The 25,219-nt window shown below is 61.1% G+C and carries 21 protein-coding genes; 6 read left to right on the plus strand and 15 right to left on the minus strand.

All coding sequences use genetic code 11. The annotated features are described in order from the left end of the window. Positions 1 to 37: 37 nt before the first annotated feature. A complete protein-coding gene (locus ACP7CJ_RS19410; protein WP_276197452.1) occupies positions 38 to 1,288 on the plus strand; it encodes a glycoside hydrolase family 68 protein in 1,251 nt (416 codons plus the stop codon). 153 nt (positions 1,289 to 1,441) lie between these two features. Here the strand turns inward: ACP7CJ_RS19410 and ACP7CJ_RS19415 are convergent, their stop codons facing one another. Then, complete coding sequence (locus ACP7CJ_RS19415) at positions 1,442 to 1,750, minus strand: DUF6124 family protein (protein ID WP_276197453.1); 309 nt, start codon at positions 1,748 to 1,750, stop codon at positions 1,442 to 1,444. Between the two features lie 468 nt (positions 1,751 to 2,218). Between ACP7CJ_RS19415 and ACP7CJ_RS19420 the strand changes: the two genes are divergently transcribed. Genes ACP7CJ_RS19420 through ACP7CJ_RS19430 form a run of 3 tightly spaced genes read left to right on the plus strand, consistent with a single transcriptional unit; the run spans position 2,219 to position 4,993 of the window. Beyond that, a complete protein-coding gene (locus tag ACP7CJ_RS19420; RefSeq protein WP_426101133.1) occupies positions 2,219 to 3,166 on the plus strand; it encodes a TauD/TfdA family dioxygenase in 948 nt (315 codons plus the stop codon). A gap of 55 nt (positions 3,167 to 3,221) precedes the next feature. Then, positions 3,222 to 4,070 carry an EamA family transporter gene (locus tag ACP7CJ_RS19425; protein WP_276197455.1) on the plus strand — a complete coding sequence of 283 codons (849 nt, stop codon included), beginning with the start codon at positions 3,222 to 3,224 and terminating at the stop codon, positions 4,068 to 4,070. Then, positions 4,070 to 4,993, plus strand: coding sequence for a LysR substrate-binding domain-containing protein (locus tag ACP7CJ_RS19430; protein WP_426101135.1), 924 nt, complete (start codon positions 4,070 to 4,072; stop codon positions 4,991 to 4,993). Before ACP7CJ_RS19425 ends, ACP7CJ_RS19430 begins: the two co-directional genes overlap by 1 nt. A 202-nt stretch (positions 4,994 to 5,195) precedes the next feature. Here ACP7CJ_RS19430 and ACP7CJ_RS19435 read toward each other — a convergent pair whose 3' ends face one another. The 4 genes from ACP7CJ_RS19435 to xylA all read right to left on the minus strand — a co-directional run bounded on the left by ACP7CJ_RS19435 (position 5,196) and on the right by xylA (position 10,429). Beyond that, positions 5,196 to 6,332 (minus strand): sugar ABC transporter permease, encoded by a 1,137-nt coding sequence (locus tag ACP7CJ_RS19435; protein ID WP_426101137.1) that lies wholly within the window; start codon positions 6,330 to 6,332, stop codon positions 5,196 to 5,198. Next, on the minus strand, positions 6,333 to 7,877 hold the full coding sequence (xylG, locus tag ACP7CJ_RS19440) for a D-xylose ABC transporter ATP-binding protein (protein WP_426101139.1): 1,545 nt from the start codon (positions 7,875 to 7,877) through the stop codon (positions 6,333 to 6,335). Positions 7,878 to 8,012: 135 nt separating this feature from the next. Beyond that, the gene (gene xylF, locus ACP7CJ_RS19445; RefSeq protein WP_253394861.1) at positions 8,013 to 9,011 is read right to left on the minus strand and encodes a D-xylose ABC transporter substrate-binding protein; all 999 of its coding nucleotides are present in this window, start codon (positions 9,009 to 9,011) and stop codon (positions 8,013 to 8,015) included. A gap of 101 nt (positions 9,012 to 9,112) precedes the next feature. Beyond that, positions 9,113 to 10,429: a xylose isomerase gene (gene xylA / locus ACP7CJ_RS19450; protein ID WP_276197460.1), complete on the minus strand. Its 1,317-nt coding sequence runs from the start codon at positions 10,427 to 10,429 to the stop codon at positions 9,113 to 9,115. Positions 10,430 to 10,568: 139 nt separating this feature from the next. On the opposite strand from xylA, the gene ACP7CJ_RS19455 reads away from it, so the two are divergent. Further along, positions 10,569 to 11,744, plus strand: coding sequence for a XylR family transcriptional regulator (locus ACP7CJ_RS19455; protein WP_426101141.1), 1,176 nt, complete (start codon positions 10,569 to 10,571; stop codon positions 11,742 to 11,744). On the opposite strand, the gene ACP7CJ_RS19460 is transcribed toward ACP7CJ_RS19455, so the two are convergent. The 3 genes from ACP7CJ_RS19460 to ACP7CJ_RS19470 all read right to left on the minus strand — a co-directional run bounded on the left by ACP7CJ_RS19460 (position 11,741) and on the right by ACP7CJ_RS19470 (position 16,693). Beyond that, entirely contained in the window at positions 11,741 to 13,018 is a 1,278-nt protein-coding gene (locus ACP7CJ_RS19460; RefSeq protein ID WP_426101143.1) for a carbohydrate porin, read from the minus strand. The two genes, ACP7CJ_RS19455 and ACP7CJ_RS19460, sit on opposite strands and share 4 nt — an antisense overlap. A 57-nt stretch (positions 13,019 to 13,075) precedes the next feature. Further along, positions 13,076 to 15,484: a glucose/quinate/shikimate family membrane-bound PQQ-dependent dehydrogenase gene (locus ACP7CJ_RS19465; protein ID WP_426101145.1), complete on the minus strand. Its 2,409-nt coding sequence runs from the start codon at positions 15,482 to 15,484 to the stop codon at positions 13,076 to 13,078. A 165-nt stretch (positions 15,485 to 15,649) separates the two neighbouring features. Then, positions 15,650 to 16,693 (minus strand): LLM class flavin-dependent oxidoreductase, encoded by a 1,044-nt coding sequence (locus ACP7CJ_RS19470; protein WP_276197465.1) that lies wholly within the window; start codon positions 16,691 to 16,693, stop codon positions 15,650 to 15,652. A 188-nt stretch (positions 16,694 to 16,881) separates the two neighbouring features. Between ACP7CJ_RS19470 and ACP7CJ_RS19475 the strand changes: the two genes are divergently transcribed. Continuing rightward, positions 16,882 to 17,160 carry a hypothetical protein gene (locus ACP7CJ_RS19475; protein WP_276197466.1) on the plus strand — a complete coding sequence of 93 codons (279 nt, stop codon included), beginning with the start codon at positions 16,882 to 16,884 and terminating at the stop codon, positions 17,158 to 17,160. Here the strand turns inward: ACP7CJ_RS19475 and ACP7CJ_RS19480 are convergent. The 7 genes from ACP7CJ_RS19480 to purU form a co-directional block, all read right to left on the minus strand. After that, the gene (locus ACP7CJ_RS19480) at positions 17,157 to 17,642 is read right to left on the minus strand and encodes a flavin reductase family protein (RefSeq protein ID WP_010566648.1); all 486 of its coding nucleotides are present in this window, start codon (positions 17,640 to 17,642) and stop codon (positions 17,157 to 17,159) included. The genes ACP7CJ_RS19475 and ACP7CJ_RS19480 overlap by 4 nt on opposite strands. A 490-nt stretch (positions 17,643 to 18,132) precedes the next feature. Further along, a complete protein-coding gene (locus ACP7CJ_RS19485) occupies positions 18,133 to 18,702 on the minus strand; it encodes a sarcosine oxidase subunit gamma (protein ID WP_426101147.1) in 570 nt (189 codons plus the stop codon). Between the two features lie 3 nt (positions 18,703 to 18,705). Then, the gene (locus ACP7CJ_RS19490) at positions 18,706 to 21,603 is read right to left on the minus strand and encodes a 2Fe-2S iron-sulfur cluster-binding protein (protein ID WP_426101149.1); all 2,898 of its coding nucleotides are present in this window, start codon (positions 21,601 to 21,603) and stop codon (positions 18,706 to 18,708) included. Beyond that, entirely contained in the window at positions 21,600 to 21,899 is a 300-nt protein-coding gene (locus ACP7CJ_RS19495) for a sarcosine oxidase subunit delta (RefSeq protein WP_426101151.1), read from the minus strand. Before ACP7CJ_RS19495 ends, ACP7CJ_RS19490 begins: the two co-directional genes overlap by 4 nt. 13 nt (positions 21,900 to 21,912) lie before the next feature. Then, the gene (locus ACP7CJ_RS19500; RefSeq protein WP_046383920.1) at positions 21,913 to 23,154 is read right to left on the minus strand and encodes an FAD-dependent oxidoreductase; all 1,242 of its coding nucleotides are present in this window, start codon (positions 23,152 to 23,154) and stop codon (positions 21,913 to 21,915) included. Beyond that, entirely contained in the window at positions 23,136 to 24,041 is a 906-nt protein-coding gene (gene folD / locus ACP7CJ_RS19505; RefSeq protein WP_426101153.1) for a bifunctional methylenetetrahydrofolate dehydrogenase/methenyltetrahydrofolate cyclohydrolase FolD, read from the minus strand. The genes ACP7CJ_RS19500 and folD overlap by 19 nt, the downstream gene beginning before the upstream one ends. After that, the gene (purU, locus tag ACP7CJ_RS19510) at positions 24,038 to 24,904 is read right to left on the minus strand and encodes a formyltetrahydrofolate deformylase (protein ID WP_426101155.1); all 867 of its coding nucleotides are present in this window, start codon (positions 24,902 to 24,904) and stop codon (positions 24,038 to 24,040) included. The genes folD and purU overlap by 4 nt, the downstream gene beginning before the upstream one ends. Positions 24,905 to 25,219: the final 315 nt, after the last annotated feature.

Raw genomic sequence — 25,219 nt, forward strand, 5'->3', positions numbered from 1 at the left:
TCGCTTGTCACATAAGCGCCAGCAAAAGGACATCATCATGAAACATACGAATTACACACCCACTCGTTGGACACGGGCCGATGCGCTGAAAGTTAATGAGAATGACCCGACGACCACACAGCCGTTAGTGAGTTCTGACTTTCCTGTCATGAGTGACACGATCTTTATTTGGGACACCATGCCATTGCGTGAACTGGATGGCACGGTGGTATCGGTCAATGGCTGGTCAGTGATTTTCACACTGACCGCCGATCGTCGCCCCCATGATCCACAATTCATCAATGCCGATGGCCGTTACGACATCAAGCGCGATTGGGAAGACCGCCATGGCCATGCGCGTATCTGCTACTGGTATTCGCGCACCGGCAAGGACTGGATCTTCGGCGGCCGCGTCATGGCCGAAGGGGTTTCGCCGACCACGCGTGAATGGGCGGGCACGCCGATCCTGTTGAATAACAACGGTGATATTGACCTGTACTACACCTGTGTCACGCCGGGCGCCACGATTGCCAAAGTCAGAGGCCAGGTCATCACGTCGGATACCGGTGTCACCCTGCAGGGCTTTGATCAGGTCAAATCGTTGTTTGATGCCGACGGCACCTATTACCAAACGGAAGCACAGAATGCGACTTGGAACTTTCGCGATCCCAGCCCCTTTATTGATCCGGTAGATGGCAAATTGTACATGGTGTTCGAAGGCAACGTGGCCGGCGAGCGCGGGACTCACGAAGTGGGCCCGAACGAGACGGGCCTGGTGCCACCGGGGCATGAGGATGTGGGCGGGGCCCGCTACCAGGTGGGGTGTATCGGCATAGCAGTCGCCAAGGACCTCAATGGTGACGAGTGGGAAATCCTGCCGCCGCTGGTCACTGCCGTGGGCGTGAACGATCAAACCGAGCGTCCGCACTATGTGTTCCAGGACAACAAGTATTACTTGTTCACCATCAGTCACAAGTTCACTTATGCCGACGGCGTGACCGGCCCGGATGGCGTCTATGGATTCGTCGGCGATCATCTGTTCGGCCCCTACACGCCGATGAACGCCTCGGGGCTGGTACTGGGCAACCCGCCTTCGCAGCCGTTCCAAACCTATTCCCACTGCGTGATGCCCAACGGCCTGGTGACGTCGTTTATCGACAGCGTGCCCACCAGTGGCGATGACTACCGCATTGGCGGCACCGAAGCGCCTACTGTTCGGATTGTATTGAAGGGTGATCGCTCGTTTGTGCAGGAGGCTTACGACTACGGTTACATTCCGGCGATGCGCGATGTTGTGTTGAGTCAGTAACGGCAGCGCGATAGCCGGCCTGATTTCATCGGGTGTAAACCGATCCAAATGTGGGAGGGGGCTTGCTCCCGATGGCGGAGTGTCAGTCGACAGCGACTTGGCTGAACCACCGCTATCGGGAGCAAGCTCCCTCCCACATTTTTTTGTCCGTGGTCAGGCAGTGGTCTTCGTGGGCCTGAGGCACTCGACGGAGCGGTCAACCGTGGTTTTGGCGATTTCCAGCAAATGCCACACCGCGAGGATCTTCGCCCGCTCCGGTTTCTCCAGCAGTTCCCCGCAATCCAGCGCCGTCGCCGAAGCGCTGTCCAGCAAACTGGCGGTGTAGAGCAGGGCGTCTTCGAAGCTCAGGTCTTCGTTGACGGCGTGGAAACCTTGGGTGGGCAGGTAATGGTCGATGGCGCGGTTGAAGGCGGCGCGGTCTTTGGTGGGATCGATGGGTGGGTCGGGTAGGACTTTATTCATGGTGTAATTCCGTGATGGATTGAGATTCGCCACCCCGCCGCGACTAAACGTAGGGTGGCGGCTGTACGCAGGTTAGTCGACCGGCCATCACGAAAATCCGGCGCACCCGAAGGCGCCCTGCGCACAGCCACCATAAAAACTGATGGAAGACCGTGCACGTGATGAGAGGTCGGGCGACTAAACCCGATCACTGATTTGGCAGTGACGGACCGCAGACTAGCCATCGATTCCAACAGGCACAAGGCGGCGCAGATTGTCTAGGAAACGTCCTGCAATTTAAAGCGACACGGCTTGCTGGCCCTTTAAAAACCATGACCAAATGCCACTAACGAACACGTGATGGTTTCTGTCTGTAGGAAAGATCTGCCATGGCGGAATTTGATGGCAGCGCTGACGACTTTTCGCTTTTTCAGGGTGTAGTGGGCCGAGTTAAATATCGACGCCAACTAACCTCCGTAAAGGATTGCGATGAACATAAACGTCAGTAATTTTCGCCAAGCAGTATCTAAGATCAGGCTCTCAAACGCAGCATTTGAAGAGTTGCTGAGTGCCAGCGCGATGTTGGGTGCAGAAGCCAAAACCGGTCGATTCGATATAAAACACGCTTGCATTGATCCGTTTTATTCGCAGTCCCTTGGCGAGGCGTTGCGCAATATACGAAACATTATTGAACATGAAAGTCATGTCTTGATCCTTGATGGATTTAGGACGGATAACCTTGCAAGTTTCAAATCACTGGTGTGGGCATTTGTATCTTTGCTTGGTACGCCAATGGTGCAAAATCATCTTGGTCATAAGGTTATTGAGGTTTACGACCGAGGCGGTAAAAGCATTGAAGAGGGTGCGAGGTACCATCAGACCCGTCAGGGCGCCTACGTACATAACGATGGCGTCAGCGACCCTCTCCCTATCGACTATTTGATTCTGGCTTGTGGACAGAAAGCGCTTCTGGGAGGCGAGAGCATTCTTATTGATGCAAGCGCGGTATATGCGGAGCTGATGGCATTTCCGGAAATTCTCGAGGAACTTAAATGCGATTTCTATTTTGAAAATAGAGGCATGTCAGAGGACGAGTGCCTATTTAAAGCGCCCATCCTGAGTTTTTCCAACGAAGGTATTCCCTTGATAAGGTACTTTCGCGTCTACATTGAATCGGCTCACCTTAAAGCGAAAATGCCGTTGACGTTGGCGCAGGTTCAAGCATTGGATTTTCTGGATACAGTTCTCGATCAATCATCTGTTCAGCATCGTGTATTGCTTGAGCCTGGTCAGGTGCTTATTTCAGCGGACAACAAGTTTCTCCATACCCGAACGCATTTCATCGATATGCATTCTCCACGCTCGGAAATTGATGATGCAGAGCCTTTAAACGCCTTGAATCGCTACATGTTGCGGATGTGGTTACGCAAGCAATGATGCCCATGCCACGCATGGCACGCGACCTTTATACCCACTCAAAAGCCGAGCCCTCATGGACAACGCCAACATAGCCATCACCCTGGTCTTGGTCTCCGCCTTCATGCACGCCACTTGGAATGCCGTTGTCCGTGCCGGCAGCAGCCGTTTCATGACCTTGGCCATGGTCGATGGCACCGCATTAGTGATCTGCCTGGCGGCGCTGCCGTTGGTCAACGTACCGAGCCTGGAGGTGTGGGGCTATGTGCTGATTTCTGTGATGCTCAATACGGTCTATCGATTGTTCCTGATCAAGGCTTATGAAACGGGCGACTTCGGCCAGGTCTACCCGGTGATGCGCGGCGTGCCGCCGGTGTTGGTTGCGCTGTTTTCCTACTTCCTTTTGCATGAACAGCTATCGTTCCCGTCGATGGCGGGAGTGCTGCTGATTTGCGCGGGGATCATCAGCCTGACGTTTGTGCGCAGGATGACCGCGCAGATGTTCAAACCAATTCTGATGGCCGTGTGTGCGGGGGTGTTCATCGCGTCCTACACGGTGGTGGATGCCAAAGGTGTAAGAGCCAGTGAGACGGTGCTGCAGTACATCATCTACCTCACGCTGTTCCAGAGCATTCCGATTCCGATGCTGGCGTTTTTCAAGACGCGATCAGCACTCACCCAGGCTGTGCGCGACCACTGGCGAGTAGGCGCAATGGGCGGTGTTTTTTACTTGGCGTCCTACGGTTTGGTCCTGTTTGCGTTGTCGCTGGACGCAGTGGCCAAGGTCTCAGCCCTGCGGGAAACCAGTGTTATTATCGGCGCCATCATTGCTGCGCTGTTCTTCCGGGAGCGGTTCGGCTGGCGACGGATGCTGTCGGCGTTCGTCATTGTCTGCGGGATCATCCTGATCAAAGTGAGCACCTGATGGCCCAGCGCCCGCCGCCCACCCCCATGCTTCAAGCCTTCGTCAGCGCCGCGCAAACGGGCAGTTTTGCGCGTGCTGCGTTCGAGTTGAACCTCACCGCCAGTGCCATCAGCCATCAAATTGCGGGCCTGGAAGAATGGTGGGGGGTGCAGTTGTTCGAGCGGCATTCGCGGGGGGTCAAACTCACGACAGCGGGGCAGGCCTTGTTGCCAGTGACCGATGGTTTTTTCAAAGAACTGGATACGGTGCTGCATTCGCTCAACCCGAGTAGATCCCAGCCACTTTACCTTTCGTGCACCTCCTCTCTTTGTGCAACTTGGCTGATTCCCAGAATGCATGGTGCTCACGCCGAAGCGGCATTCAACCTTGATCTGGTGTTGACCAGCGCGGACATAAGCAGCGCCAGCTTAAGTGCTCACCCGTTCGATGTCGCGGTGGTGATGGGGCATGGCGACTACCCGGATCATCATGCCGAACTGCTGATGCGCGATGCGGTGTTCCCCGTGTGCTCGCCGGAATTTAAACGTGTGAATGGTGATATTGCGCTGGAGGAAATAGCGCGGTACCCGCTGATTCATCGCGTCGACGATCAGGTATGCCCAGGGTGGGAGAGCTGGTTTGCATTTCAAGGGCTAGAGGCACCGCCGTATCACCATGGGCCGCGCTTTCCAGATTCCAGCCTGGCCATCAGTTTGGCAGTGAAAGGCGGCGGGATTGCGCTGGGCAGGACGGCGCTGGTGTATGACCAATTGAAAGACGGTGAATTGGTTGCGTTGGAGGCCCCCTTAATGATGTCGCCTGCTGCGTACTACATCATTTGTCGAAACGGACAACAATCAAAGCCCGATATCGCCCGTTTGCTTGATTGGCTCAAGGCCCAAGCGCATCAGTTTATGGGGGAGGTGCAGCGTTCCGGCAAATGACTCACCGGCGACCTGCCCGCGTACTCGCATTCACCCACACCGCCGCTCAAACAATGGAATACGGTCCATGTGGGAGGGGCGGTGCGACGGTTCGACTTGCTCCCGATGGCGGTGGTTCAGGCACTCATGCAGTGACTGACACTTTGCCATCGGGAGCAAGCCCCCTCCCACAGGGGTTATGCGGTGTCGGTGAGAGTGGGAATCACCGCCGACCCGCCCGCGTACTCACATCCACCCACACCGCCAGCACCAAAATGCTGCCCTTCACAATCATCTGCCAGTAACTGTCCACATCCAGCATCGACATGCCGTTATCCAGGCTGGTAATCACCAACGCCCCGAGCAGCGCGCCATACACCGTGCCCGAGCCGCCGCGCATCGAGGTGCCGCCGATAAAGCAGGCGGCGATGGCGTCGAGTTCGCCCATGTTGCCCGCTGAAGGTGAACCGGCGGCGAGGCGGGCGGTGTTGACCAGGCCGGCGAGGGCGCACATCACGCCCATGATGCCGAAGATCCACAGTTTCACCGCCTGCACGTTGATGCCCGACAGGCGCGTGGCTTCCATGTTGCTGCCCACCGCATACACGCGGCGACCGAAGACGGTCTGGCTGGTGACGTAGCTGAACACGCCGAGCAGCACCAGCAACAGCAGCACCGGTACGGGAATGCCGTCGTAGCTGTTGAGCGTGGTGACGAACCCGGCCAGCACCGCGCCAATCACCCCCACGCGCACTACATCGCGCACCAACGAATGCGCGGCCAGCCCGTGCAGTGCGCGGTTGCGCCGTTGTTTCCAGGTCAAGAACAGGGTCAGGGCCAACAGCAAAACCCCGAGGCCGATGCCCACCGCATGCGGCAAATACCCCTGGCCCACATACACCAGTGACGGCGACACCGGCGCAATCGTGGTGCCGCCGGTGATGCCCAGCAGAATCCCGCGAAACGCCAGCATGCCGCCCAGTCCGACGATAAACGACGGGATGCGCAGGTAAGCGGTCATGTAGCCGTTGGCCAGCCCGATCATCAACCCGCACAACGCCACCAGGCTCAGGTTGGCCAGCAGCGGCAGGTGATAGACCACATCTAGGATCGCCGCCAGCCCGCCCAACAGCCCGAGCAACGAACCCACCGACAAATCGATCTCGCCGCTGATGATCACCAGCACCATGCCGCACGCCAGAATCCCGGTGATCGACATCTGCCGCAGCAGGTTGGACAGGTTGCGCGGCGTGAGGAAACCGCCCTCGGTCTGCCAACTGAAAAACAGCCAGATGAACGCCACGGCGATCACCAGGGCGAGCATTTTGTAGCGGGTAAACAGCTGTTTGAGCTGATTCATCTAAGCGGTCTTCCGATCATTATTATTTTGGCTGAGCGCGGCGGCGAGGACCTGTTCCTGGGTGAGGCCTGCATTGATGAAATCCCCACGCAACTGGCCGTCGCCGATCACCAGCACGCGGTTGGACACGCCGAGCACTTCGGCCAGCTCCGAGGAGACCATGATGATCGCCACGCCTTCGGCCGCCAGCGCGCCCATCAGTTTGTAGATCTCATACTTGGCGCCCACATCCACCCCGCGCGTGGGCTCGTCGAGGATCAACACCTTGGGCTTGGCCATCAGCATTTTTGCGAGCACGGCCTTTTGCTGGTTGCCGCCGGACAGGCTGGTTATCGGCAAAAACGGGCTGGCGGTCTTCAGGTGCATGCGTGCGATCTGCTGGTCGATGCTGCCCAGTTCGGCTTCGGCGTCGATGCGCGTCAGGTGCGCATAGGTGTCGAGTACGGCCAGGGTGATGTTCTGGCCCACGCCCAGGTCGGGAATGATGCCCTGGCGCTTGCGGTCCTCGGGCACCATGCACAGCCCGGCGCGGATCGATTTGAGCGGCGTGCGCGTGTCGATCAGTTGGCCGTCCAGCCATACCTCGGCGCTGTAGCGGCCCGGGTAGGCGCCGAACAGTGCCGACACCAACTCGGTACGCCCGGCGCCGACCAGCCCGGCAATGCCGAGGATTTCCCCGCGCTTGAGCACGAAGGAAATATCGTCGACGCGTTTGCGCTTGGGGTTGTCGACGTCGTAGCAGGTGACGTGGCGTGCTTCGAACATCACCTCGCCTATCTCATGGGGCTCGGTGGGGTAGAGGTTGCTCATTTCGCGCCCGACCATCTGCGTGATGATTTGTGGGATATCCATGTCGGCCATGGCCGTGGTCGCGATGTGTTTGCCGTCGCGGATCACTGTGATGGTGTCGCACACCGCTGCCACTTCATCGAGCTTGTGGGAGATGTACACGCAGGCCACGCCCTTGGCCTTGAGCCCTTTGATGATGTCCAGCAGCACCTCGATTTCCGAGCGGGTCAGGGCCGAGGAGGGTTCGTCGAGGATCAACAGGTGCGCCTGCTTATTCAGGGCCTTGGCGATTTCCACCAGTTGCTGGTAGCCGCCACCGTACTGCGACACCGGCAGCGCGACGTTCATGTCCGGCACCTTGAGTTCACGCATCAACGCTTCGGCGCGGTGCAGCATCGCCGGGTAGTTCATGCGCCCGCCGGGCAGGGTCAGTTCGTGGCCCATGAAGATGTTCTCGGCCACCGACAGGTCCGGCACCAGGGTCAGTTCCTGGTGAATGATGACGATGCCGGCGGCCTCGGTTTCGCTGATGGACTGGGCCTTGAGCGGTTGCCCGTCCCAGAGGATTTCGCCCTCCCAAGTGCCATGCGGATAAACCGCCGACAGCACCTTCATCAAGGTGGATTTGCCGGCACCGTTCTCGCCGCACAGGCCGACACATTCCCCCGGCCGCACCTTGATATCGATGCCGTTGAGCGCGTTGACACCGCCAAAACGTTTGACGATGCCGTTCATTTGCAGCAGGTAGTCGGACATGACCATGGCTCACACAAAAGACCGAAGAAACGCGTGTTCCTGTAGGCGCGAGCTTGCTCGCGAAGAACCCACAGGCAACGCGCGCATCCAGGATGCCCGCGTCATCGTTGACGTTTTTCGCGGGCAAGCCCGTTCCTATAGGCCGATCTGCTCTTTGGTGTAGAAGCCGTCCTTCTCCAACAGGTCGATATTGGCCTTGGTCAGCGGCGTCGGGGTGAGCAGGATGGTGTCGACTTTCTTGCTGCCGTTGTCGTATTGCGAGCTGTAGGTGGGCTTTTCATTACGTGCAAGCTGCACCGAGAGCTTGGCGGCTTCGGTGGCGATCAGCTTGAGCGGCTTGTACACGGTCATGGTCTGGGTGCCGTCGATCACGCGCTTGACGGCGGCGAGGTCGGCGTCTTGCCCGGAGATCGGCACCTTGCCCGCCAGCTTCTGCGCGGCCAGGGCCTGGATCGCACCGCCGGCGGTGGCGTCGTTGGAGGCAACGATGGCGTCGATCTTATTGTCGTTCCGGGTCAGGGCGTTTTCGACGATGCTCAGGGCTTCGGTCGGGTTCCATTCCTTGACCCACTGCTGGCCGACAATCTTGATGTCGCCCTTGTCGATGGCCGGTTGCAGCACCTTCATCTGGCCTTCGCGCAGCACCTTGGCGTTGTTGTCGGTGGGCGCGCCGCCGAGCAGGAAGTAGTTGCCCTTGGGCGCTGCCTGCAGCACGCCATTGGCCTGCATCTCGCCGACCTTTTCGTTATCGAAGGAGATGTAGGCGTCGATGTCGGCGTTGAGGATCAGACGGTCATAGGACACCACCTTGATCCCGGCTTTCTTGGCTTCGGCGACGGCGTTGGTCAGCACGGTGGCGTTGAACGGCACGATCACGATCACATCGACGCCGCGTGAAATCAGGTTTTCGATCTGGGATATCTGCTTTTGCTCGTTGGCGTCGGCTGACTGCACGAAGACCTTGGCGTCGAGTTTTTCCGCTGCCGCGACGAAGTAGTCACGGTCGCGGGACCAGCGTTCCAGGCGCAGGTCGTCGATGGAAAAACCGATTTTCGGATGGGCGGAATCGGCCATCACCGGCAGGGCGAGCAGGGCCAGGGCGCTGGCGAGCAGCGTGCGTTTGAATGATTTCATGGTGGTGCGTCCTTTTATTGTTGTTGGAAAGACACAGCGTGATGCGGGTAGAACTGTAGAGCGTCCCTCGACGCGCGGTGCGCAGATTTGTCGCGCAAATGTCACCGATAGATAAACCGATTGACCACGCCTTCAAGCATTTCTTGCCGGCCACTGACGGCCTGCGGGTTGAACTCGTGGGCAAACGCGTGTTCGGCCAGGGACTCAAGGCTGAACTCGCCCGCCAGTACCGCCTGGCCCAACGGCTGCTGCCAACCGGCATAGCGCTGGTCCTTGAACTGCTGCAACCGATCGTTCTGCACCATTGCCGCCGCGCGTTCCAGTGCCAGGGCGAGTACATCCATGGCGGCGACGTGGCCGTGGAACAGGTCGATCTCGTCCAGGCTCTGGCGGCGCACCTTGGAATCGAAGTTGTAGCCGCCGTTCTTGAAGCCGCCGGCCTTGAGGATTTCATAGGTCGCCAGGGTCATTTCCTCGACGCTGTTGGGGAACTGGTCGGTGTCCCAGCCGTTCTGCGGGTCGCCACGGTTCGCGTCGATGCTGCCGAAGATCCCCAGGGACACGGCGGTGGCGATCTCATGATGAAAGCTGTGCCCGGCCAAGGTCGCGTGGTTGGCCTCGATATTCACCTTGATCTCGTGTTCCAGGCCGTACTCATGCAAAAAGCCGAACACCGTGGCGCTGTCGTAATCGTATTGGTGTTTGGTCGGCTCCTGGGGCTTGGGTTCGATCAGCAGGTCGCCCTTGAAGCCGATCTTGTGCTTGTGCTCCACCACCATGCGCATAAAGCGCCCGAGCTGTTCGCGCTCGCGCTTGAGGTCGGTATTGAGCAGGGTTTCGTAACCTTCGCGGCCGCCCCACAGCACGTAATTGGCGCCCTTGAGCCGCAGCGTGGCGTTCATCGCACTGAACACCTGGGCAGCAGCGTAGGCAAACACCTGCGGGTCCGGGTTACTGGCGGCGCCGGCGGCAAAACGCGGGTTGCTGAAGCAGTTGGCGGTGCCCCACAACAGCTTGATGCCGGTCTGTTCCTGATGGCGCTCCAGGTGGTCGACCATCTGCGCAAAGTGGTTGCGGTACTCCTTGAGCGAACTGCCTTCCGGCGCAACGTCGGTGTCGTGAAAACTGTAGTAGTCGATGCCCAGCTTGGAGAAAAACTCAAAGGCCGCGTCAGCCTTGCCGATGGCCACTTCCATCGGCTCGCCGCTGCGCTGCCACGGGCGCTTGAAGGTGCCCATGCCAAACATATCGGCGCCGGGCCAGACGAAGGTGTGCCAGTAACACGCGGCCATGCGCAGGTGCTCGCGCATCGGTTTGCCGAGGATCAGCTTGTTGGCGTCGTAGTGACGAAAGGCGAGGGGGGCATCGCTGCTGGGGCCTTCGAAGCGAACCTTCTCGACACCGGGGAAGTACGGCATGGCGTTTTCCTTATTGTTCTTGGCGGTGTCTGGATACTAGCAACGGCACCTGGCCTGCTGATTATGAAAATCACCAAGGTGTAGTGCGATTTTGAGTGACGAGGGCTAGTCTGTTGCCACTGGCCTCAGGACAAAAACAATGAAAACCCTACCGCCCGTCCACCGCATCGCCTTGCTATTCAACGGCAGCAAAATCTACGACCGCGGCATCATCACCGGCATCGGTAATTACCTGAGCAGCACCCGCGCGTCCTGGGATTTGTTCCTCGAGGAGGATTTCCTCTGTCGCCTGCGCGGTATCGAGCGCTGGCAGGGCGACGGGATCATTGCCGACTTCGACGACCCGCTGATCGGCGAGGCGCTGGCCGACATTAAGTTGCCGGTGGTGGCGGTGGGCGGTTCCTATGAGGATGCGTGCGCCTACCCCAAGGGCATTCCCTATGTGGCCACCGACAACCATGCGCTGATGAAGCTGGCGTATGAACACCTGATCGAAGCCGGGCTGACCCGGTTTGCCTGTTTCAGCCTGCCGCAAGCCGAGGCCAATCGCTGGGCCCAAGAGCGCGAAAAGGCCTTCAAGCATCTGCTGCAACGCGACGGCTTGCCGGTGGAGGTGTATCGCGGCCTGGGCACCAGCGCGCCGCTGTGGGACAGCGCCGTGGAACAGCAGATCGCCTGGCTGCACAGCCTGCCCAAGCCCATCGGTATCATCGCCGTCACCGACGCCCGCGCCCGGCAACTGCTGCAAGCCTGCCTCACCGCCGGTATTGCCGTGCCGGAGCAAGTCGCGTTGATCGGCATCGACAACGACCCGCTGACCCGCACCCTCACGCGGGTGCCGCTGAGTTCGGTGATCCAGGGCACGGAAACCATGGGCCGCACGGCCGCCGCGCTGTTGCATCAGATGCTGCACGGCAAACCCTGCACGGGCACGCAGATCCTGGTACCGCCGGAGGCAATCAATGTGCAGGCGTCCAGCTTGCATCAGCCGTTGGGCAATCCGTATGTCATGCAGGCGCTGCTGTTTATCCGCCAGTACGCCTGCCAGGGCATCAAGACCGCGCAGGTGGCGGCCTATGTCGGCGTGTCGCGCTCATCCCTGGCGTCGCACTTTCGCAAGGAGCGCGGGTGCAGCGTGCATGACGAGATCCTGCGCTTCAAACTCGCCGCCGCCGCCAAGGGCCTGGAAAACCCTGGCCTGGCGATTGCCGATGTGGCGCAGCAGTGCGGCTTCAAGTCGGCGCAGTACCTGCATACGGTGTTTCGCCGTGAATTTGGCTGTACGCCGCGCGAATACCAGCAAGGCGTGGTCTAGAACACCGCCTTGACCTGCAAGCCCAGCACCAGTGCGTTTTCGATGTCCTTACCGGAAAACGCCCCAGGCTCGAGGATGTATTGCACATCCGGGCGCAGGTTCAGCCATGGCGTGGCCTGGTAGCCGTAACTGAGTTCGATCAATTGTTCGGCGTTGTCGAGGTTGGGGTAGCTGGTACCGGCGTTGAGGGCGGCCAGCTCCTGCACATCGCGGCTGCGCGGGTTCTGCACGGCGCGGCCGTAACCCAGGGCGAGGGTGTCGCGTGGCCGGCCTTCGAATGGTTTGTACAACACCACGCCCGCGCCATACCACTTGGTGAACGGCGAGGCCGCTTCGCTGGCGGCGGAGTATTGGCCGAAGGCGTGGAGCACGCGACCTGCCGATGCGCTGGACGCCCAGACTGCCTGGTCGATCAGCAGGTAGTGACCGCCGCGTCCGCTGACCTTCTCCGTGCTGCCGATGCGTTTCACATCGGAGCTGTCGTAGTAATAGCCCAGCTTGTATTCACCCGGCAGCGTGCCGGCCTGTTTGTACACCAACTCAATCGGTACCACAGTGCCGGTGGTGTGCTTGGGGCTCAGCTTCCAGGCGCGGCTGGCGTTGCCATTACTCTGCGGGTCCACATTGAACGCGGCCACGCGCAGTTGCCAGGACGGCGAAAAGTCGTATTTCACCCGCGCGCCCAGGCGGGCATTCGGGTAGTTGGTCCAGCCGCTGCCGCCGGACATGTTCAGCGGGTGCCCGCAGAAACCGGCGTTCATGAAGTTGCATAGGATGCCGCTGTCCAGGCCGCCCAGGTCGTTGCCCATCGCCATATAACCGAGCTTGAGGTTCAACGCCGGGGTGAACAGCGTGCGCTCGTAGCTCAACTCGGTCAGGCGGGTGTAGAGGCCGCCGTAGTTTTCCTGGATCGGCAGGCGGTTGCCTACCAGGTCCTCGGAAGCGCTGTTGCCGCGTCGGTCGTTGATGGTCAGTTGGATGCGGTCGCCGTTGTTCAAGCCGTACAACTTGCCCAGGTCGAACTGCACGCCCAGCTTGAGGTTTTGGGAGTAGCGTGCCGAACGGTGTAGGCCGCCGTGGGCGTTGTACGCGGTTTCGCCGCTGTAGTCGCCGGTAAAGCGGATGCCTTGCTCGTCGAGCTCACGGCGCAGGCCGCCCCAGTCGCCGGTCAGGGTGGTGTCATCGGCCTGGGCGGGCAGGGCGGCACTGAATGCCAGGCCCAGCAGCAGGCGCCCAACGAGGTTGTTGGGTAAAAAGTGAGAAGCAGGAGGCATGCGTGGTCTTCCAGAAACACAACGCGCGGTACGGGGGTGCCGCGCGAAAGGGCAGGGTTATGGCAGGGCGTAGGCGATCACATAGTCGCCACGGTCGGTGGACTGGCGCGCACCGCTGGCAGTGATCACGACGTACTGTTTGCCGGTTTTCGGCGACACATAGGTCATCGGGCCACCCTGGCTGCCGACGGGCAGGCGGGCTTTCCAGATTTCGTCACCGTTGCCGCTGTTGAAGGCGCGCAGGTAGAAGTCCTGGGTGCCGGCGATAAAGATCAGGCCGCCCTGGGTCGACAGCGTGCCGCCGAGGGTCGGCAGGCCGATCTTGATCGGCAGGTGCATGCGGATGCCCAGGGGGCCGGTGTCTTCCACGGTGCCGACCGGTACTTGCCAGGCGATTTTCTGGGTCTTCATGTCGATGGCGGTGAGGGTGCCGAACGGCGGCGCCTGGCATGGGATGCCGGCCACCGACAGGAAGCGGTTTTTGTTCACCGCATACGGCGTGCCCTTGAGCGGCACGGCGCCCATGCCGGTGTTCAGCGCTTCGCCACCGGACGTGGCCTGGGCCTTGTTCTGCGATGGGATCATCTGAATCCACAGACCCAGGCGCATGTCGTTGACGAAGATAAAACCGTGTACCGGGTCGGTGGAAATACTGCCCCAGTTCATGCCGCCCAGAGAGCCGGGGAAGCTCAGCGATTTGTCGGTGCCCGGCGCGGTGTACAGGCCGTCGTAGCGCATGCCTTTGAAGTCGATGCGGCACAGCAACTGGTCATAGGGCGTGGCGCCCCACATGTCCGACTCGGTCAGGGTCTGCGCGCCGATCTGCGGCATGCCCAGGGATTTTGGCTGGGTTGGCGAGTACGGTTCGTTGGGGATATTCGCCGCCTTGACCGGCACTTCCTGCACGTCGGTCAGCGGCTTGCCGGTGGCGCGGTCGAGCACATAGATCTGCCCGGCCTTGGTGCCGATCACCACCGCCGGTACGGCTTTGTCGCTGCCCGGTGGGGTGAAGTCGATCAGGCTCGGTTGCATCGGCAGGTCGAAGTCCCACAGGTCATTGTGGACGGTCTGGTACACCCACTTTTCAGCACCGGTGGAGGCGTCTAGCGCCAGCACGGAAGCCCCGTATTTGTGGTTGAGCTGGGTGCGCTCCACGCCATAGATATCGGTGGACGGGCTGCCCATCGGCAGGAAGACGGTGTTCATCAGCGGGTCATAAGACATCGGCGCCCAACTGTTGGGCGTGCTGCGCACATAGGTGCTGCCTGCTGCCGGCGCTTGTTTGTCGTCCGGATTGCCCGGGTCGAAGGCCCAGCGCATTTGCCCGCTGATCACATCGAAGCCACGGATCACGCCACCGGGCATGTCGGTCTGCACGTTGTCGGCCACGCGGCCACCGACCACCACGGTGGTGCCGGCGATCAACGGCGCCGAGGACAATTGGTAATAACTGTCGGGCACATCGCCCAGGCCGGCTTTGAGATCCACCTGGCCGTGGGTGCCGAAGTCTTCGCAGAATTTGCCGGTGTCGGCATCCACGGCGATCAGGCGCGCATCAATGGTGTTGGTCAGCAAGCGACGCTGGCACTGCGCACCGGCTGCCACGCTGGCGGCGATGATCGGCGAGCTGTTCGGCTGGGTCGGCTGTGCGATCGGCGCGCTGGCATCGAAATACGCCATGCCTCGGCAACGCTGCCATACCGCCGACTTGGCGTTTATTGCGTTCTTCCATAGCTCTTTGCCGGTGTCGGCGTCCAGGGCGATCAGGTTGTTGTGCGGCGTGCAGATAAACACTTTGTTGCCGATCTGCAGGGGCGTCAGTTGGTCTTCCGCACCATTGCCGTCGCTGATGGCCACGTCGCCGGTGTGGTAGGTCCACGCCACTTTGAGTGTGTCGATGTTGTCGCGATTGATCTGGTCCAGCGCGGCAAAGCGGCTGCCACCTTCGGTGTTGCCGTAGTGGGCCCAGTCTTTCTGTGCATCGGCTGCGGCCACTGGCGTGATGCCAGGGCCTTTACCTGTCGGCGCTACGCTTGGGTGAGCCACGAACATATTGCCCGCCGCGACCGCCACCCCCACCGCCAGGACGGCGGTGACGCCATAAGCACCGCGCGCAGGTCGGCTGGCCAGCAGCGGATACACCAACGCCACCACCAGGCCGACCACCGCGAACATGAACAGCCGCGAAAACAGCGGCCAGAACACCAGCCCCACGTCCGCCACCGCCCAGATCGCGGTGCCCACCAGGAACGCCGCGAACAGCCACGCGCCAGCGGTTTTGCACTGGGCAATCAACAGCCCGGAAACGGCCATGACCACGCCGCCGATCAGGAAGTACCAGGAGCCGCCCAGGCTGACCAGCTTGAAGCCGCCAACGGCTAGCGCGAGGCCGAACAGGGCGATGATCACGCCCAGGCCCAGGAGGAGGAATCTAGAGGCGCCAGTGGCGCGCGATGCTCGTTTCATGTCGACAGGACTCGAGTGGGAAGGGCAAAAACGCGATTTTAGCAAGATAAGTAACTGGTTAGTACATTTAGCTCGGTAATAGACTCTTACCGCTAGGGTGATGATAGCCGGGTGCAAAAAAGCCGCTTGCTCCGTGAGGAGGCAAGCGGCTTGGTTATTCAGCGATCAACGAAACGCTGGCACGACCTGCTCGATAAACAGCGCCAAAGACTTTTTCTTCTCGGCATGGGGCAGGCTGTTGTCGCACCAGAAGCTGAACTCATCCACGCCCAGTTCCTGGTAGTACTGGATACGCGGGATGATTTCTTCGGCGGTGCCGATCATGGCGGTCTTGTGCAGGCTGTCCAGCTCGAACTCCGGGCGGGCGGCGAATTTCTCTTCCGGGCTCGGCGCCAGGAAACCGTTGACCGGCACCTCCTTGTTGCCGAACCAGGCATCGAAGGTGCGATAGAACTTGGAGATCGCCTTGGCCCCGACTTTCCAGCCTTGCGGGTCGTCGGCGGCGTGTACGTGGGTGTGGCGCAGCACCATCAATTGCGGGCGCGGCACGCCGGGGTTGTTGTCGAGGGCGGTCTGGAATTTGTTTTTCAGGTCAAGGACTTCTTCGTCGCCCTTCATCAGCGGCGTGACCATCACGTTGCAGCCGTTGGCCACCGCGAAGTTGTGGGAGTCCGGGTCGCGGGCGGCGATCCACATCGGCGGGTTGGGTTTCTGCACGGGTTTGGGCACGCTGGTGGAGGTGGGGAATTTCCAGATATCGCCGTCGTGGGCGTAGTCGCCTTGCCACAACGCGCGCACCACCGGGACCATTTCGCGCAGCGCCTGGCCGCCGCTGGAAGCGGGCATGCCGCCGGCCATGCGGTCGAACTCAACCTGGTAGGCGCCGCGGGCCAGGCCGACTTCCATGCGGCCGTTGCTGATCACATCGAGCAACGCGCATTCACCCGCCACCCGCAGCGGGTGCCAGAACGGCGCGATGATGGTGCCGGCGCCCAAGTGAATGGTGGTGGTCTTGGCCGCGAGGTAAGCCAGCAACGGCATCGGGCTTGGCGAGATGGTGTATTCCATGGCGTGGTGCTCGCCAATCCATACGGTGCTGAAGCCACCGGCTTCGGCCATCAGGGTCAATTCGGTCAAGTCTTCGAACAACTGGCGGTGGCTGATGCTCTCGTCCCAACGTTCCATGTGTACGAACAGGGAAAACTTCATGACGCTTACCTCGGATCTATTGTGATCGGCCTGTCGACCGCGGGCCCTTAAGTGCTCTCGCCGTTGTAACGCTTGCCTTGGATAACGACTGTTCGGCGGATTGATTGTTGGTATACCATAATATGGAATATCCACAAAACTTTTCTCTCCAACGGTTACACCCTCACCTCGCAAGGACGGTGAGTTCGATGAACATAAAACAAAAACTGATCCTGGCCTTTGCGGTGATTGCCAGCCTACCGGTGATTTTGGTGGCTGTGCTGATCATCCTCAGCGTGCATGAGGTTCTTCACCGAGCCGACCATGATCGCGTGGTCGCTCACGCCACTGGGACGGGGCTGACACCCCGCAATCAAACTGTGGGAGGGGGCTTGCCCCCGATAGCGGTGGGTCAGCTACAGATAAGCTGGCTGTTCCTCCGCCATCGGGAGCAAGCCCCCTCCCACAAAGTTTTGTGTGTGGCTTAGGCCGGCATGGGCAGGGCGCCCATCTTGCCGTGGCAATACACCAGTGGCCCGGCGTTCTGCTGGGGCACGATGAGGTTCTTCACCGAGCCGACCATGATCGCGTGGTCACCGCCTTCATACTCGCGCCACAACTCGCATTCGATCACCGCCGTGGCATTCGCCAGGATCGGGTTGCCCAGCTCGCTGAGCGTCCATTCGATGCCTTGGGCCTTGTCCTTGCCCTTGCGCGCAAAGGCATAGGCTTCGGTTTGCTGCCCGCCGGAGAGCACATGGATGGCAAAGCGTTTGTTCTTGATCAACACCGGGTACGAGTCGGAGCTGTAGTTGGGGCAGAACAGCACCAGCGCCGGGTCCATCGACAATGAACTGAAAGCACTGGCGGTCAGCCCGACGATTTGCCCGTCGTCATCGAGCGTGGTGATCACGGTGACCCCGGACGGAAACGAACCCATCACTTGTTTGTAGATAGCGGCATCGATCATGGGACGGTCCTCGGCGGTGGAACGGTTTTTATAAGTTTGTAGGTATGATGGTATACCGTAATACAAAGCATGCAACTGCTTTTTCAAGCGCCCGATGAACGTCAGTGCTTGGTCTTGTCACCAATAAATACTGAGGCAAAGGCGATAAATGGCTATTGGCCATGCGGCACACTAGCAGATCAGATGAGCGCCAGAACTACGGATTAGTCTTGTGAAAAAATTGGGGTGCGTGTGGGGCTGTCGGGCGTGGTCCTCATCGGTTGCTGCCTGGTGGCGCGTCAGCGCACGCAGGCTATACCGACTGAAGACGGCGATCTGTCTGATGCGCCGCGATTCAAATGTGGGAGCGGGCTTGCTCGCGAATGCGGTGAATCAGTCGCTAAATACAGTGACTGACACTCCGCATTCGCGAGCAAGCCCGCTCCCACATGTTTGACCGATATCGACATGAGATGCCCATTGGTTCCTAGGCCACGGGGGCACGCATGCTTCATCTGCTGTGTAGGCCGTTCCCGCCAAACTCCTCCAACGCATCCATTAACGCACCTTCGAAGTAGTCCTTCGAGGCGCGATCCCAGAGGATATGGAACGCTGGCGCGTCCACGCTTCCCGAATGGATGACGATCACATTGATCCGCGCTGCCGCCGTCTGCGCCACCGCCCCCGGCTTGAAGGCCGGAAAACTGAGGTCGACGCCGCACAGCTTGGCCATCACCTGGGCAATCGCGTCGCCGCTGAGCAACACGCAGGCGTGACTGTCCTGGCGCGGCAGCAGGTAGAGGGCACGGTGGTCCAGTTCCCAGCGCGCCTCTTCATCGGCGATGCGCTGGCCCTGATCCTTCGGGCTGCCCAGCAACAGGTATTCGTTCTGCGACAGGCGCGCCACCCAACCGCCGTCCGTTTGCGCGCTGGCTCGGTTGGGTGCGTCGGGCAGGCTGAAGCCGCGCGCCGTGAGGTACTCGGCGCTGTGTGCGCCGCGAAAGCCGACCCGGGGCAGGTCGGTCTGGTCGACCAGATGGCAGGGCCGGGTGATCAATTCGTGGGCTTTCAGACTGGTCATGGCTTAACCCTCCTGGTGTTGGTTGGTGGGGTCGAAGAACGGTAGCTGCACCACTTCGGCCTGGACGACGATGCCGCCCTCGACGCGAATCGGAATGCATTGCCCCGGCGTGCTCTGGTCGATTCCGGCATAGGCCAGGCCGATGATCCGGCCCAGGCTGGCGGAGTATTCACACGAGGTGACGTTGCCGCTGATGTCCGGGCCGTTGAGCACCAAGTGGCCTTCCAGCGGTTGCACGCTGCCCTTGGGCAAGCTGAAGCCCACCAGTTTGCGTTTCAGCGGTTGGGCTTCGAGGATGTCCACCGAACGGCGGCCGACGAAGAACGGTTTGTTACGGCTCACGGCCCAGCCCATGTCAATCTCCGCCGGATGGGTCATGCCGTCGGTGTCCTGGCTGATGATCACATGGCCTTTTTCCAGGCGCAGCAGGCGCTGGGTTTCGACGCCGAAGGGGCGAATATCAAAGGCTTTGCCGGCGGCCATCAAGGCATCCCACAACGCCAGGCCGTGGCGTGCAGGCACGTGGATTTCATAACCCAGTTCGCCGACGAAGCCGACCCGCAGCAGCCGCGCCTTGATCCCGGCCACCGTACCCTGGCGTACACCGAGGTAAGGGAAACCCTCCGCGCTTAGGTCGAGGTCGCTGCACAGCTGTTCCAGCACCTTGCGCGAATCCGGCCCGGCCACGTTCACCGCACAGATCGCGGCGGTGACGTTGGTCACATCCACGTCCAGGCGCCATTGTGCGTTCCACTTGAGCATCTGCTGGTAGATGCGGTCGACGCCGCTGGTGGTGGCGGTGACATAGAAGTGCGTGTCGGCCAGCCGCGCGCACACACCGTCGTCGATCACCACCCCGTGTTCATTGGTCATCAGCGCATAACGCGAACGGCCCACCGGCTGCTTGAGAAACGCGAAGGTGTACATCCGGTTGAGCAGTTCGGCGGCATCCGGGCCGCGCACGTCCAGGCCGCCGAGGGTCGACACATCGATCAGCCCGACCTTGTTGCGCACATGCAGGGCTTCGGCCTGCATGCAGGCGTCGCGGTCCTCGGCCTTGCCGTAATAGGCCGGGCGTTGCCAGATGCCGGCGGGCATCATCTTCGCCCCGGCCTGCAAGTGCCGCGCATGCATCGGCGTTTGCCGGTAAGGGTCGAAGGCGCGCCCGGCCACATGGGCGAGTTTCTCCGCGACAAACGGCGGCCGTGCGGTGGTGACGCCGGTTTCGCTGATGTTGCGCTGGGTCGCCCAGGCCACCAGGCGTGCGGTCGGCAGCGCCGAGTGGCGGCCCTGGGACGGGCCCATGCCCACGGTGGAGTAGCGTTTGACCAACTGCACATCGCGGTAGCCGATGCGGGTGGCGTTGACGATATCCGCCACTTGCAGGTCTTCGTCGAAGTCGACGAAATCCTTGCCCTTGGGGTGCGCGAAGATCGGCCAGTTGAAGTTGACCTGGGCTTCGCTGCGCAGCGGCACGGGCGCGCTGGCCGTGATCAAGCCGAGGGCGAGGGCGATGGTGTTGGCGGCGTTGGTCGCGTCTACCAGCACATTGTCCAGTTGGTGCCGACCGTGGACCGAACCGGCCACGTTCAGGTTCTGCGGCAGGCCGCTGAGGCTGAACTCCGCACGCGAGTCCTCATAGGCCAGCTTGCCGCCGGCCTGGCACAGCAGTTGGTACACCGGCATATAGCCGGCCGACATGCACAGCAGGTCGCAGTCGATTACCTGCCCAGTGTCGCTGACCTGACCCTGAGCGGTGATCTGGCGCACATCGACACCCTTCACATGGCGCAGGCCTTTTTCATGCAAGGCCTCGAACACCGTGCTGTTGGGCAGGCAACGGATCTTGCGCTGCGCCAGCGCGCCGGCCAAGGCCTGGTCGGCGGGGGCGTGGCGCAGGTCGATCACGGCGGCGACGTCCACGCCCTGGTCATGCAGGTCGAGGGCGGCGAGGTAGCCGTCATCGTTGCCGGTCAGCACCACCGCGCGTTTGCCGGGCTTGACGGCGTAGAGCCTCATCAGGCGTTGCGCGGCACTGGTCAGCATCACCCCCGGCAGGTCGTTGTTGCGAAAGATCACCGGCTGGTCGAACGAGCCGCTGCACACCAGGCACTGCTGCGCGCGCACCTTGTACATGCGCTTGCCCTGGATCACCGGCAGGTAGTTGTCGGTGAACCAGGCGTTGCAGGTGGCCTCGGTGAGCACCTGGATATTCGCGTGTTGCTGCACCGCGCCGAGCAATTCGCGGCGCAGGCTGTCGGCGCGGGTGCCGGCGATATCGAAGCGCGCATAAGTCAGCGAACCGCCGAGAATCGGCTGCTGCTCGATCAGCAGCACCTTGGCCCCGGCATCGGCGGCGGTCAGCGCCGCCTGCAAACCGGCGGGGCCGGCGCCGATGACGGCCAGGTCGGTGAACAGGTAGGCCTTGTCGTAGTACTCGGGCTGGAAGTTCAGGTCGAGCACGCCCAGGCCGGCCTTTTTACGGATGATCGGCTCCCACACTTTCCACATGCCCTTGGGCTTGTAGAACGAACGGTAATAGAACCCCACCGGCATGAATTTGGAGAACTTGCCCAGGTAGGCATCGCGGTCGTTGTCAAGCGTGCCATTGACGTTCTGCGCGCTCACCGCCAGGCCGGCCGACAGCGCGTGGGCATCGGCCAGCACGTTGGGCTCCTGGGGCAATTGCACCAGGCTGTTGGCGTCCTGGCCGGCCATGCTCAGCGGTCCGCGTGGACGGTGGTATTTGAACGAACGCGACATCAGGAAGCGCCCGTTGGCGAGCAGGGCGCTGGCGATGCTGTCGCCCTGCAAGCCCTGGTAGGGTTGGCCGTCGAAACTGAAATCGAGTGGCTGATCACGCTGGATCAGCAAGCCCATGGGGGCGGGGAGGCGGTTCATCCGGCGATCTCCTTGGCGGTGTTGAAGTCGACACGCGTGTTGAACACTTCCCTGGGGTCGAAGGTGCGCTGGATTTCATCGGTGACGGTGTGGCGCTCGGCGAGGAACCAATAGCTGGACGGCGTGTGCATCCACCATTCACGCACCACACCGGCGAGGTTGTCGGTGTTGAACACGTAGTCGGCCCATTCGGCGTCGCTGCAGTTGACCGGATCAGGCATGGGCTTGAACTCGCCGCCGTAGGTGAACTCGCTGATATTGCGCGGCCCGTTGAGCGGGCACATCATGATTTTCATAGTCCGCTCTCCATTAATGGCTGGCCGCCGTGGCGCCCATTTCGTTGACTTGCTGGAAGGTCGAGAAACGTTCGAGGCCGAAGGGTTTGATCAGCTCCGGCACCTTGCCGCCGCTGGCGACCAGCTCGGCCATGGTCTTGCCGCAGATCGGCGTGGCCTTGAAGCCCCAGGTGCCCCAACCGGCGTCGAGGTAGTAATTTTTCACCGGTGACAGGCCCATGATTGGGCTGTAGTCCGGGGTCATGTCGGTGATCCCGGCCCACTGGCGCATCAACTTGGCGTTGGCCAGGAACGGGAACATCTCGATGGCATGGGCCAGCAGGCTTTCCTTGAGGTCCAGGGTCGAGCGCGTGTTGAACAGCGGGTAGGGATCGGAACCGCCGCCGAACACCACTTCGCCGCGACTGGTTTGCTGCACGTAGCAGTGCAGGGCCGAGGAACTCACCAGCGGGTCGAGGAATGGCTTGAACGGCTGGGTGACCATGGCCTGCAGCGGGAAGGTCTGGATCGGCGAGCGGATACCGGCCTTGGCCATCAGCAGCGAACTGTGCCCGGCAATCGCCTGCACCGCGCAGCCGCACCGGATGGTGCCGCGATTGGTTTTCACGGCGGTGATGGCGCCGTTCTCGATGATCAGGTCTTGCACTTCGGTGAGCTGATGGATTTCCACGCCGCGTTTGGCCGCCTGCTTGGCATAGCCCCAGGCCACTGCATCATGGCGCGCGGTGGCGCCGTCGATGTGCCAGAGCCCGGCGAGCACCGGCAGGTGGCCGGGGTCGAGGTTGAGGCTGGGCACCAGTTCGCGGATCTGCTGGCGGTCGATCATCTCGGTGCGCCCGCCGAAGTGCTTGTTGACCTCGGCGCGCTGGCGGAACGAACGCACCGTGGCGTCGGTGTGGGCCAGGGTCAGTTGGCCGCGCTCGGAGTACATGATGTTGAAATCGAATTCATTGGACAGCGCCTGGAACATCTTTACCGACTCGGCATAGAAGCGCACCCCTTCGCTGGTCAGGTAGTTGGAGCGGATCACCGCCGTGTTGCGCGCGGTATTGCCACCGCCCAGGTAGGACTTTTCCAGCACGGCAATGTTGCTGATGCCGTGGTACTTGGCCAGGTAGTAGGCGGTCGCCAGGCCGTGGCCGCCAGCGCCGATGATCACCACGTCGTAACTCGACTTGAGCTCTTTGGGCGGTGGCAGATCCACCTCCACCGGGTACTCCGAACTCAGCCCGTATTTCAATAGATTGAATGGCATACGGCCTCCGATTGGCTGCGTAGGGCGTGATGTTGCGCAAGGGCGGCGGTCACGGTGTTTTTCATCAGGAAGGCAATGGTCATCGGGCCGACACCGCCGGGGACCGGGGTGATGGCGGCGACGTGGGGCAGGGCGGCAGCGAAGTCGACATCGCCCACCAGGCGGCTGCGGCCGTCGTCGTCAATGCGGTTGATACCGACGTCGATCACCACCGCGCCAGGCTTGAGCCAACTGGCATCGATCAAGCGTGGGCGGCCTACGGCGGCGATCACGATGTCGGCCTGGCTGCACAGGGCCTGGGCGTTGTGGCTGCGCGAATGCAACACCGTCACCGAGCAATCGGCCTTGAGCAGCAGGGCCGCCATGGGCTTGCCGACGATGTTCGACCGACCGACCACCACCGCGTGTTTACCGCGCAGGTCGCCACAGGTTTGCTCCAGCAGATACAGGCAACCGCTGGGCGTGCAGGGGGTGAGCACGGCGCGGCCCTGGCTGAGGCCGCCGACGTTCTGGCTGTGGAAACCGTCCACGTCCTTGTCCGGTGCGATGGCTTCCAGGGCGCGCAGTTCGTCCATCTGCACCGGCAGCGGCAATTGCAGGAGGATGCCGTGAATTGCCGGGTCGGCGTTCAATTGGCCGATCAGGATCAACAGCTGTTCGGTGCTGGTATCGTCGGGCAGCCGGTGCTCCAGGGAGTGGATGCCAACCTCGGTGGCGCGCAGGACCTTGTTGCGCACATAGACCTGACTGGCCGGGTCGTTGCCCACCAGGATCACCGCCAGGGCCGGTTGAATAGCTTGCGCATGCAGACGCGCTACGTCCTCGCGGACCTGCAGCAGCACCCGCGCAGCGGCGGCTTTGCCATCGATCAGTTTAGGCTCGCTCACCGGAACACCACCGTTCTGTCCTGGTTGAGAAACACCCGGTGCCCCAGGTGGTACTTGACCGCCTTGGACAGGGCCACGGTCTCGGTGTCACGCCCGATAGCAACCAGGTCGTCCGGCTTGTACACATGGTCCACGCGCTGTACTTGCTGCTCGATGATCGGGCCCTCATCCAGGTCGCTGGTGACATAGTGCGCGGTGGCGCCAATCAACTTCACGCCGCGTTGATAGGCCTGGTGATAGGGCTTGGCGCCTTTGAAACCGGGCAGGAACGAATGGTGAATATTGATCGCGCGCCCCGACAGTTGCCGGCACAGGTCGTCGGAGAGAATCTGCATATAGCGCGCCAGCACCACCAGTTCGGTGCGGGTGTCGTCGACGATCTTCATCAGCTCGGCTTCCTGCGCGGCTTTGTTGTCCTTGGACACCGGCAGGTAGATAAAGCGAATGCCCTCGCGCTCGGCCATGGGCCGCAGGTCGAGGTGGTTGGAGACGATGGCGGTGATGGTCATGTCCATCTCGCCCTTGTGGTAGCGGTAGAGCAGGTCGGTGAGGCAGTGGTCGAACTTGCTCACCATCAGCAGCACGCGCATCGGCTCGCGGGTGTCGTAGAGCTCCCACTGCATGTCGAAGGCCTGGGCGACGTCGGCGAAACCGGCGCGGATCTGTTCCAGATCGCCTGCGTGCCCATCGTTGAAACGGAACACGGCACGCATGAAGAAGCGACCGCTGAAGTCATCATCGAACTGCGCCATCTCCCCGATGTAGCACGCGTTGTCCGCCAGATACGTGGTGACGGCAGCGACAATGCCGGACACCGCGGGACAAGTGACCTTGATGATGAAATGGTTTTTTTCGTGTTGCATGACACGTCCTCGGGATGATGGCGGCAGCTCATCGCATAGCGAAAAAATGTCAGAGGACAGCAGGCTCATTCCGTGAGCGCATTTTCTTGTGAGGAATAAAATATTCCTGAAGCGGCTTTATAGGGGAATGGACGCGGGCCGTCTAGGGGTTTTGGGAAAGTTTTTTAACTGAGGGGAATTTTTACCGGGGAGGACGGCGTCGAACGCGGTCAAAAATGTGGGAGGGGGCTTGCCCCCGATGAGGGGGGTCAATGAAAGATGCATTCACTGACACTCCCTCATCGGGAGCAAGCCCCCTCCCACAGTTGGATCTCT

This window comes from Pseudomonas sp. PSPC3-2, assembly GCF_049897085.1.
Lineage (GTDB): Bacteria > Pseudomonadota > Gammaproteobacteria > Pseudomonadales > Pseudomonadaceae > Aquipseudomonas > Aquipseudomonas paraveronii.

Coding starts and splice junctions, on each gene's coding strand:
- ACP7CJ_RS19410 (WP_276197452.1), top strand. CDS start 38: ATGAAACATACGAATTACACACCCACTCGTTGGACACGGGCCGATGCG.
- ACP7CJ_RS19465 (WP_426101145.1), bottom strand. CDS start 15,484: ATGAAACGAGCATCGCGCGCCACTGGCGCCTCTAGATTCCTCCTCCTG.
- ACP7CJ_RS19495 (WP_426101151.1), bottom strand. CDS start 21,899: ATGAAAATCATGATGTGCCCGCTCAACGGGCCGCGCAATATCAGCGAG.
- ACP7CJ_RS19425 (WP_276197455.1), top strand. CDS start 3,222: ATGGACAACGCCAACATAGCCATCACCCTGGTCTTGGTCTCCGCCTTC.
- ACP7CJ_RS19435 (WP_426101137.1), bottom strand. CDS start 6,332: ATGAATCAGCTCAAACAGCTGTTTACCCGCTACAAAATGCTCGCCCTG.
- ACP7CJ_RS19420 (WP_426101133.1), top strand. CDS start 2,219: ATGAACATAAACGTCAGTAATTTTCGCCAAGCAGTATCTAAGATCAGG.
- ACP7CJ_RS19415 (WP_276197453.1), bottom strand. CDS start 1,750: ATGAATAAAGTCCTACCCGACCCACCCATCGATCCCACCAAAGACCGC.
- xylF (WP_253394861.1), bottom strand. CDS start 9,011: ATGAAATCATTCAAACGCACGCTGCTCGCCAGCGCCCTGGCCCTGCTC.
- ACP7CJ_RS19460 (WP_426101143.1), bottom strand. CDS start 13,018: ATGCCTCCTGCTTCTCACTTTTTACCCAACAACCTCGTTGGGCGCCTG.
- purU (WP_426101155.1), bottom strand. CDS start 24,904: ATGCAACACGAAAAAAACCATTTCATCATCAAGGTCACTTGTCCCGCG.
- ACP7CJ_RS19490 (WP_426101149.1), bottom strand. CDS start 21,603: ATGAACCGCCTCCCCGCCCCCATGGGCTTGCTGATCCAGCGTGATCAG.
- ACP7CJ_RS19480 (WP_010566648.1), bottom strand. CDS start 17,642: ATGATCGATGCCGCTATCTACAAACAAGTGATGGGTTCGTTTCCGTCC.
- xylA (WP_276197460.1), bottom strand. CDS start 10,429: ATGCCGTACTTCCCCGGTGTCGAGAAGGTTCGCTTCGAAGGCCCCAGC.
- ACP7CJ_RS19500 (WP_046383920.1), bottom strand. CDS start 23,154: ATGCCATTCAATCTATTGAAATACGGGCTGAGTTCGGAGTACCCGGTG.
- ACP7CJ_RS19430 (WP_426101135.1), top strand. CDS start 4,070: ATGGCCCAGCGCCCGCCGCCCACCCCCATGCTTCAAGCCTTCGTCAGC.
- xylG (WP_426101139.1), bottom strand. CDS start 7,877: ATGTCCGACTACCTGCTGCAAATGAACGGCATCGTCAAACGTTTTGGC.
- ACP7CJ_RS19470 (WP_276197465.1), bottom strand. CDS start 16,693: ATGAAGTTTTCCCTGTTCGTACACATGGAACGTTGGGACGAGAGCATC.
- ACP7CJ_RS19455 (WP_426101141.1), top strand. CDS start 10,569: ATGAAAACCCTACCGCCCGTCCACCGCATCGCCTTGCTATTCAACGGC.
- ACP7CJ_RS19475 (WP_276197466.1), top strand. CDS start 16,882: ATGAACATAAAACAAAAACTGATCCTGGCCTTTGCGGTGATTGCCAGC.
- ACP7CJ_RS19485 (WP_426101147.1), bottom strand. CDS start 18,702: ATGACCAGTCTGAAAGCCCACGAATTGATCACCCGGCCCTGCCATCTG.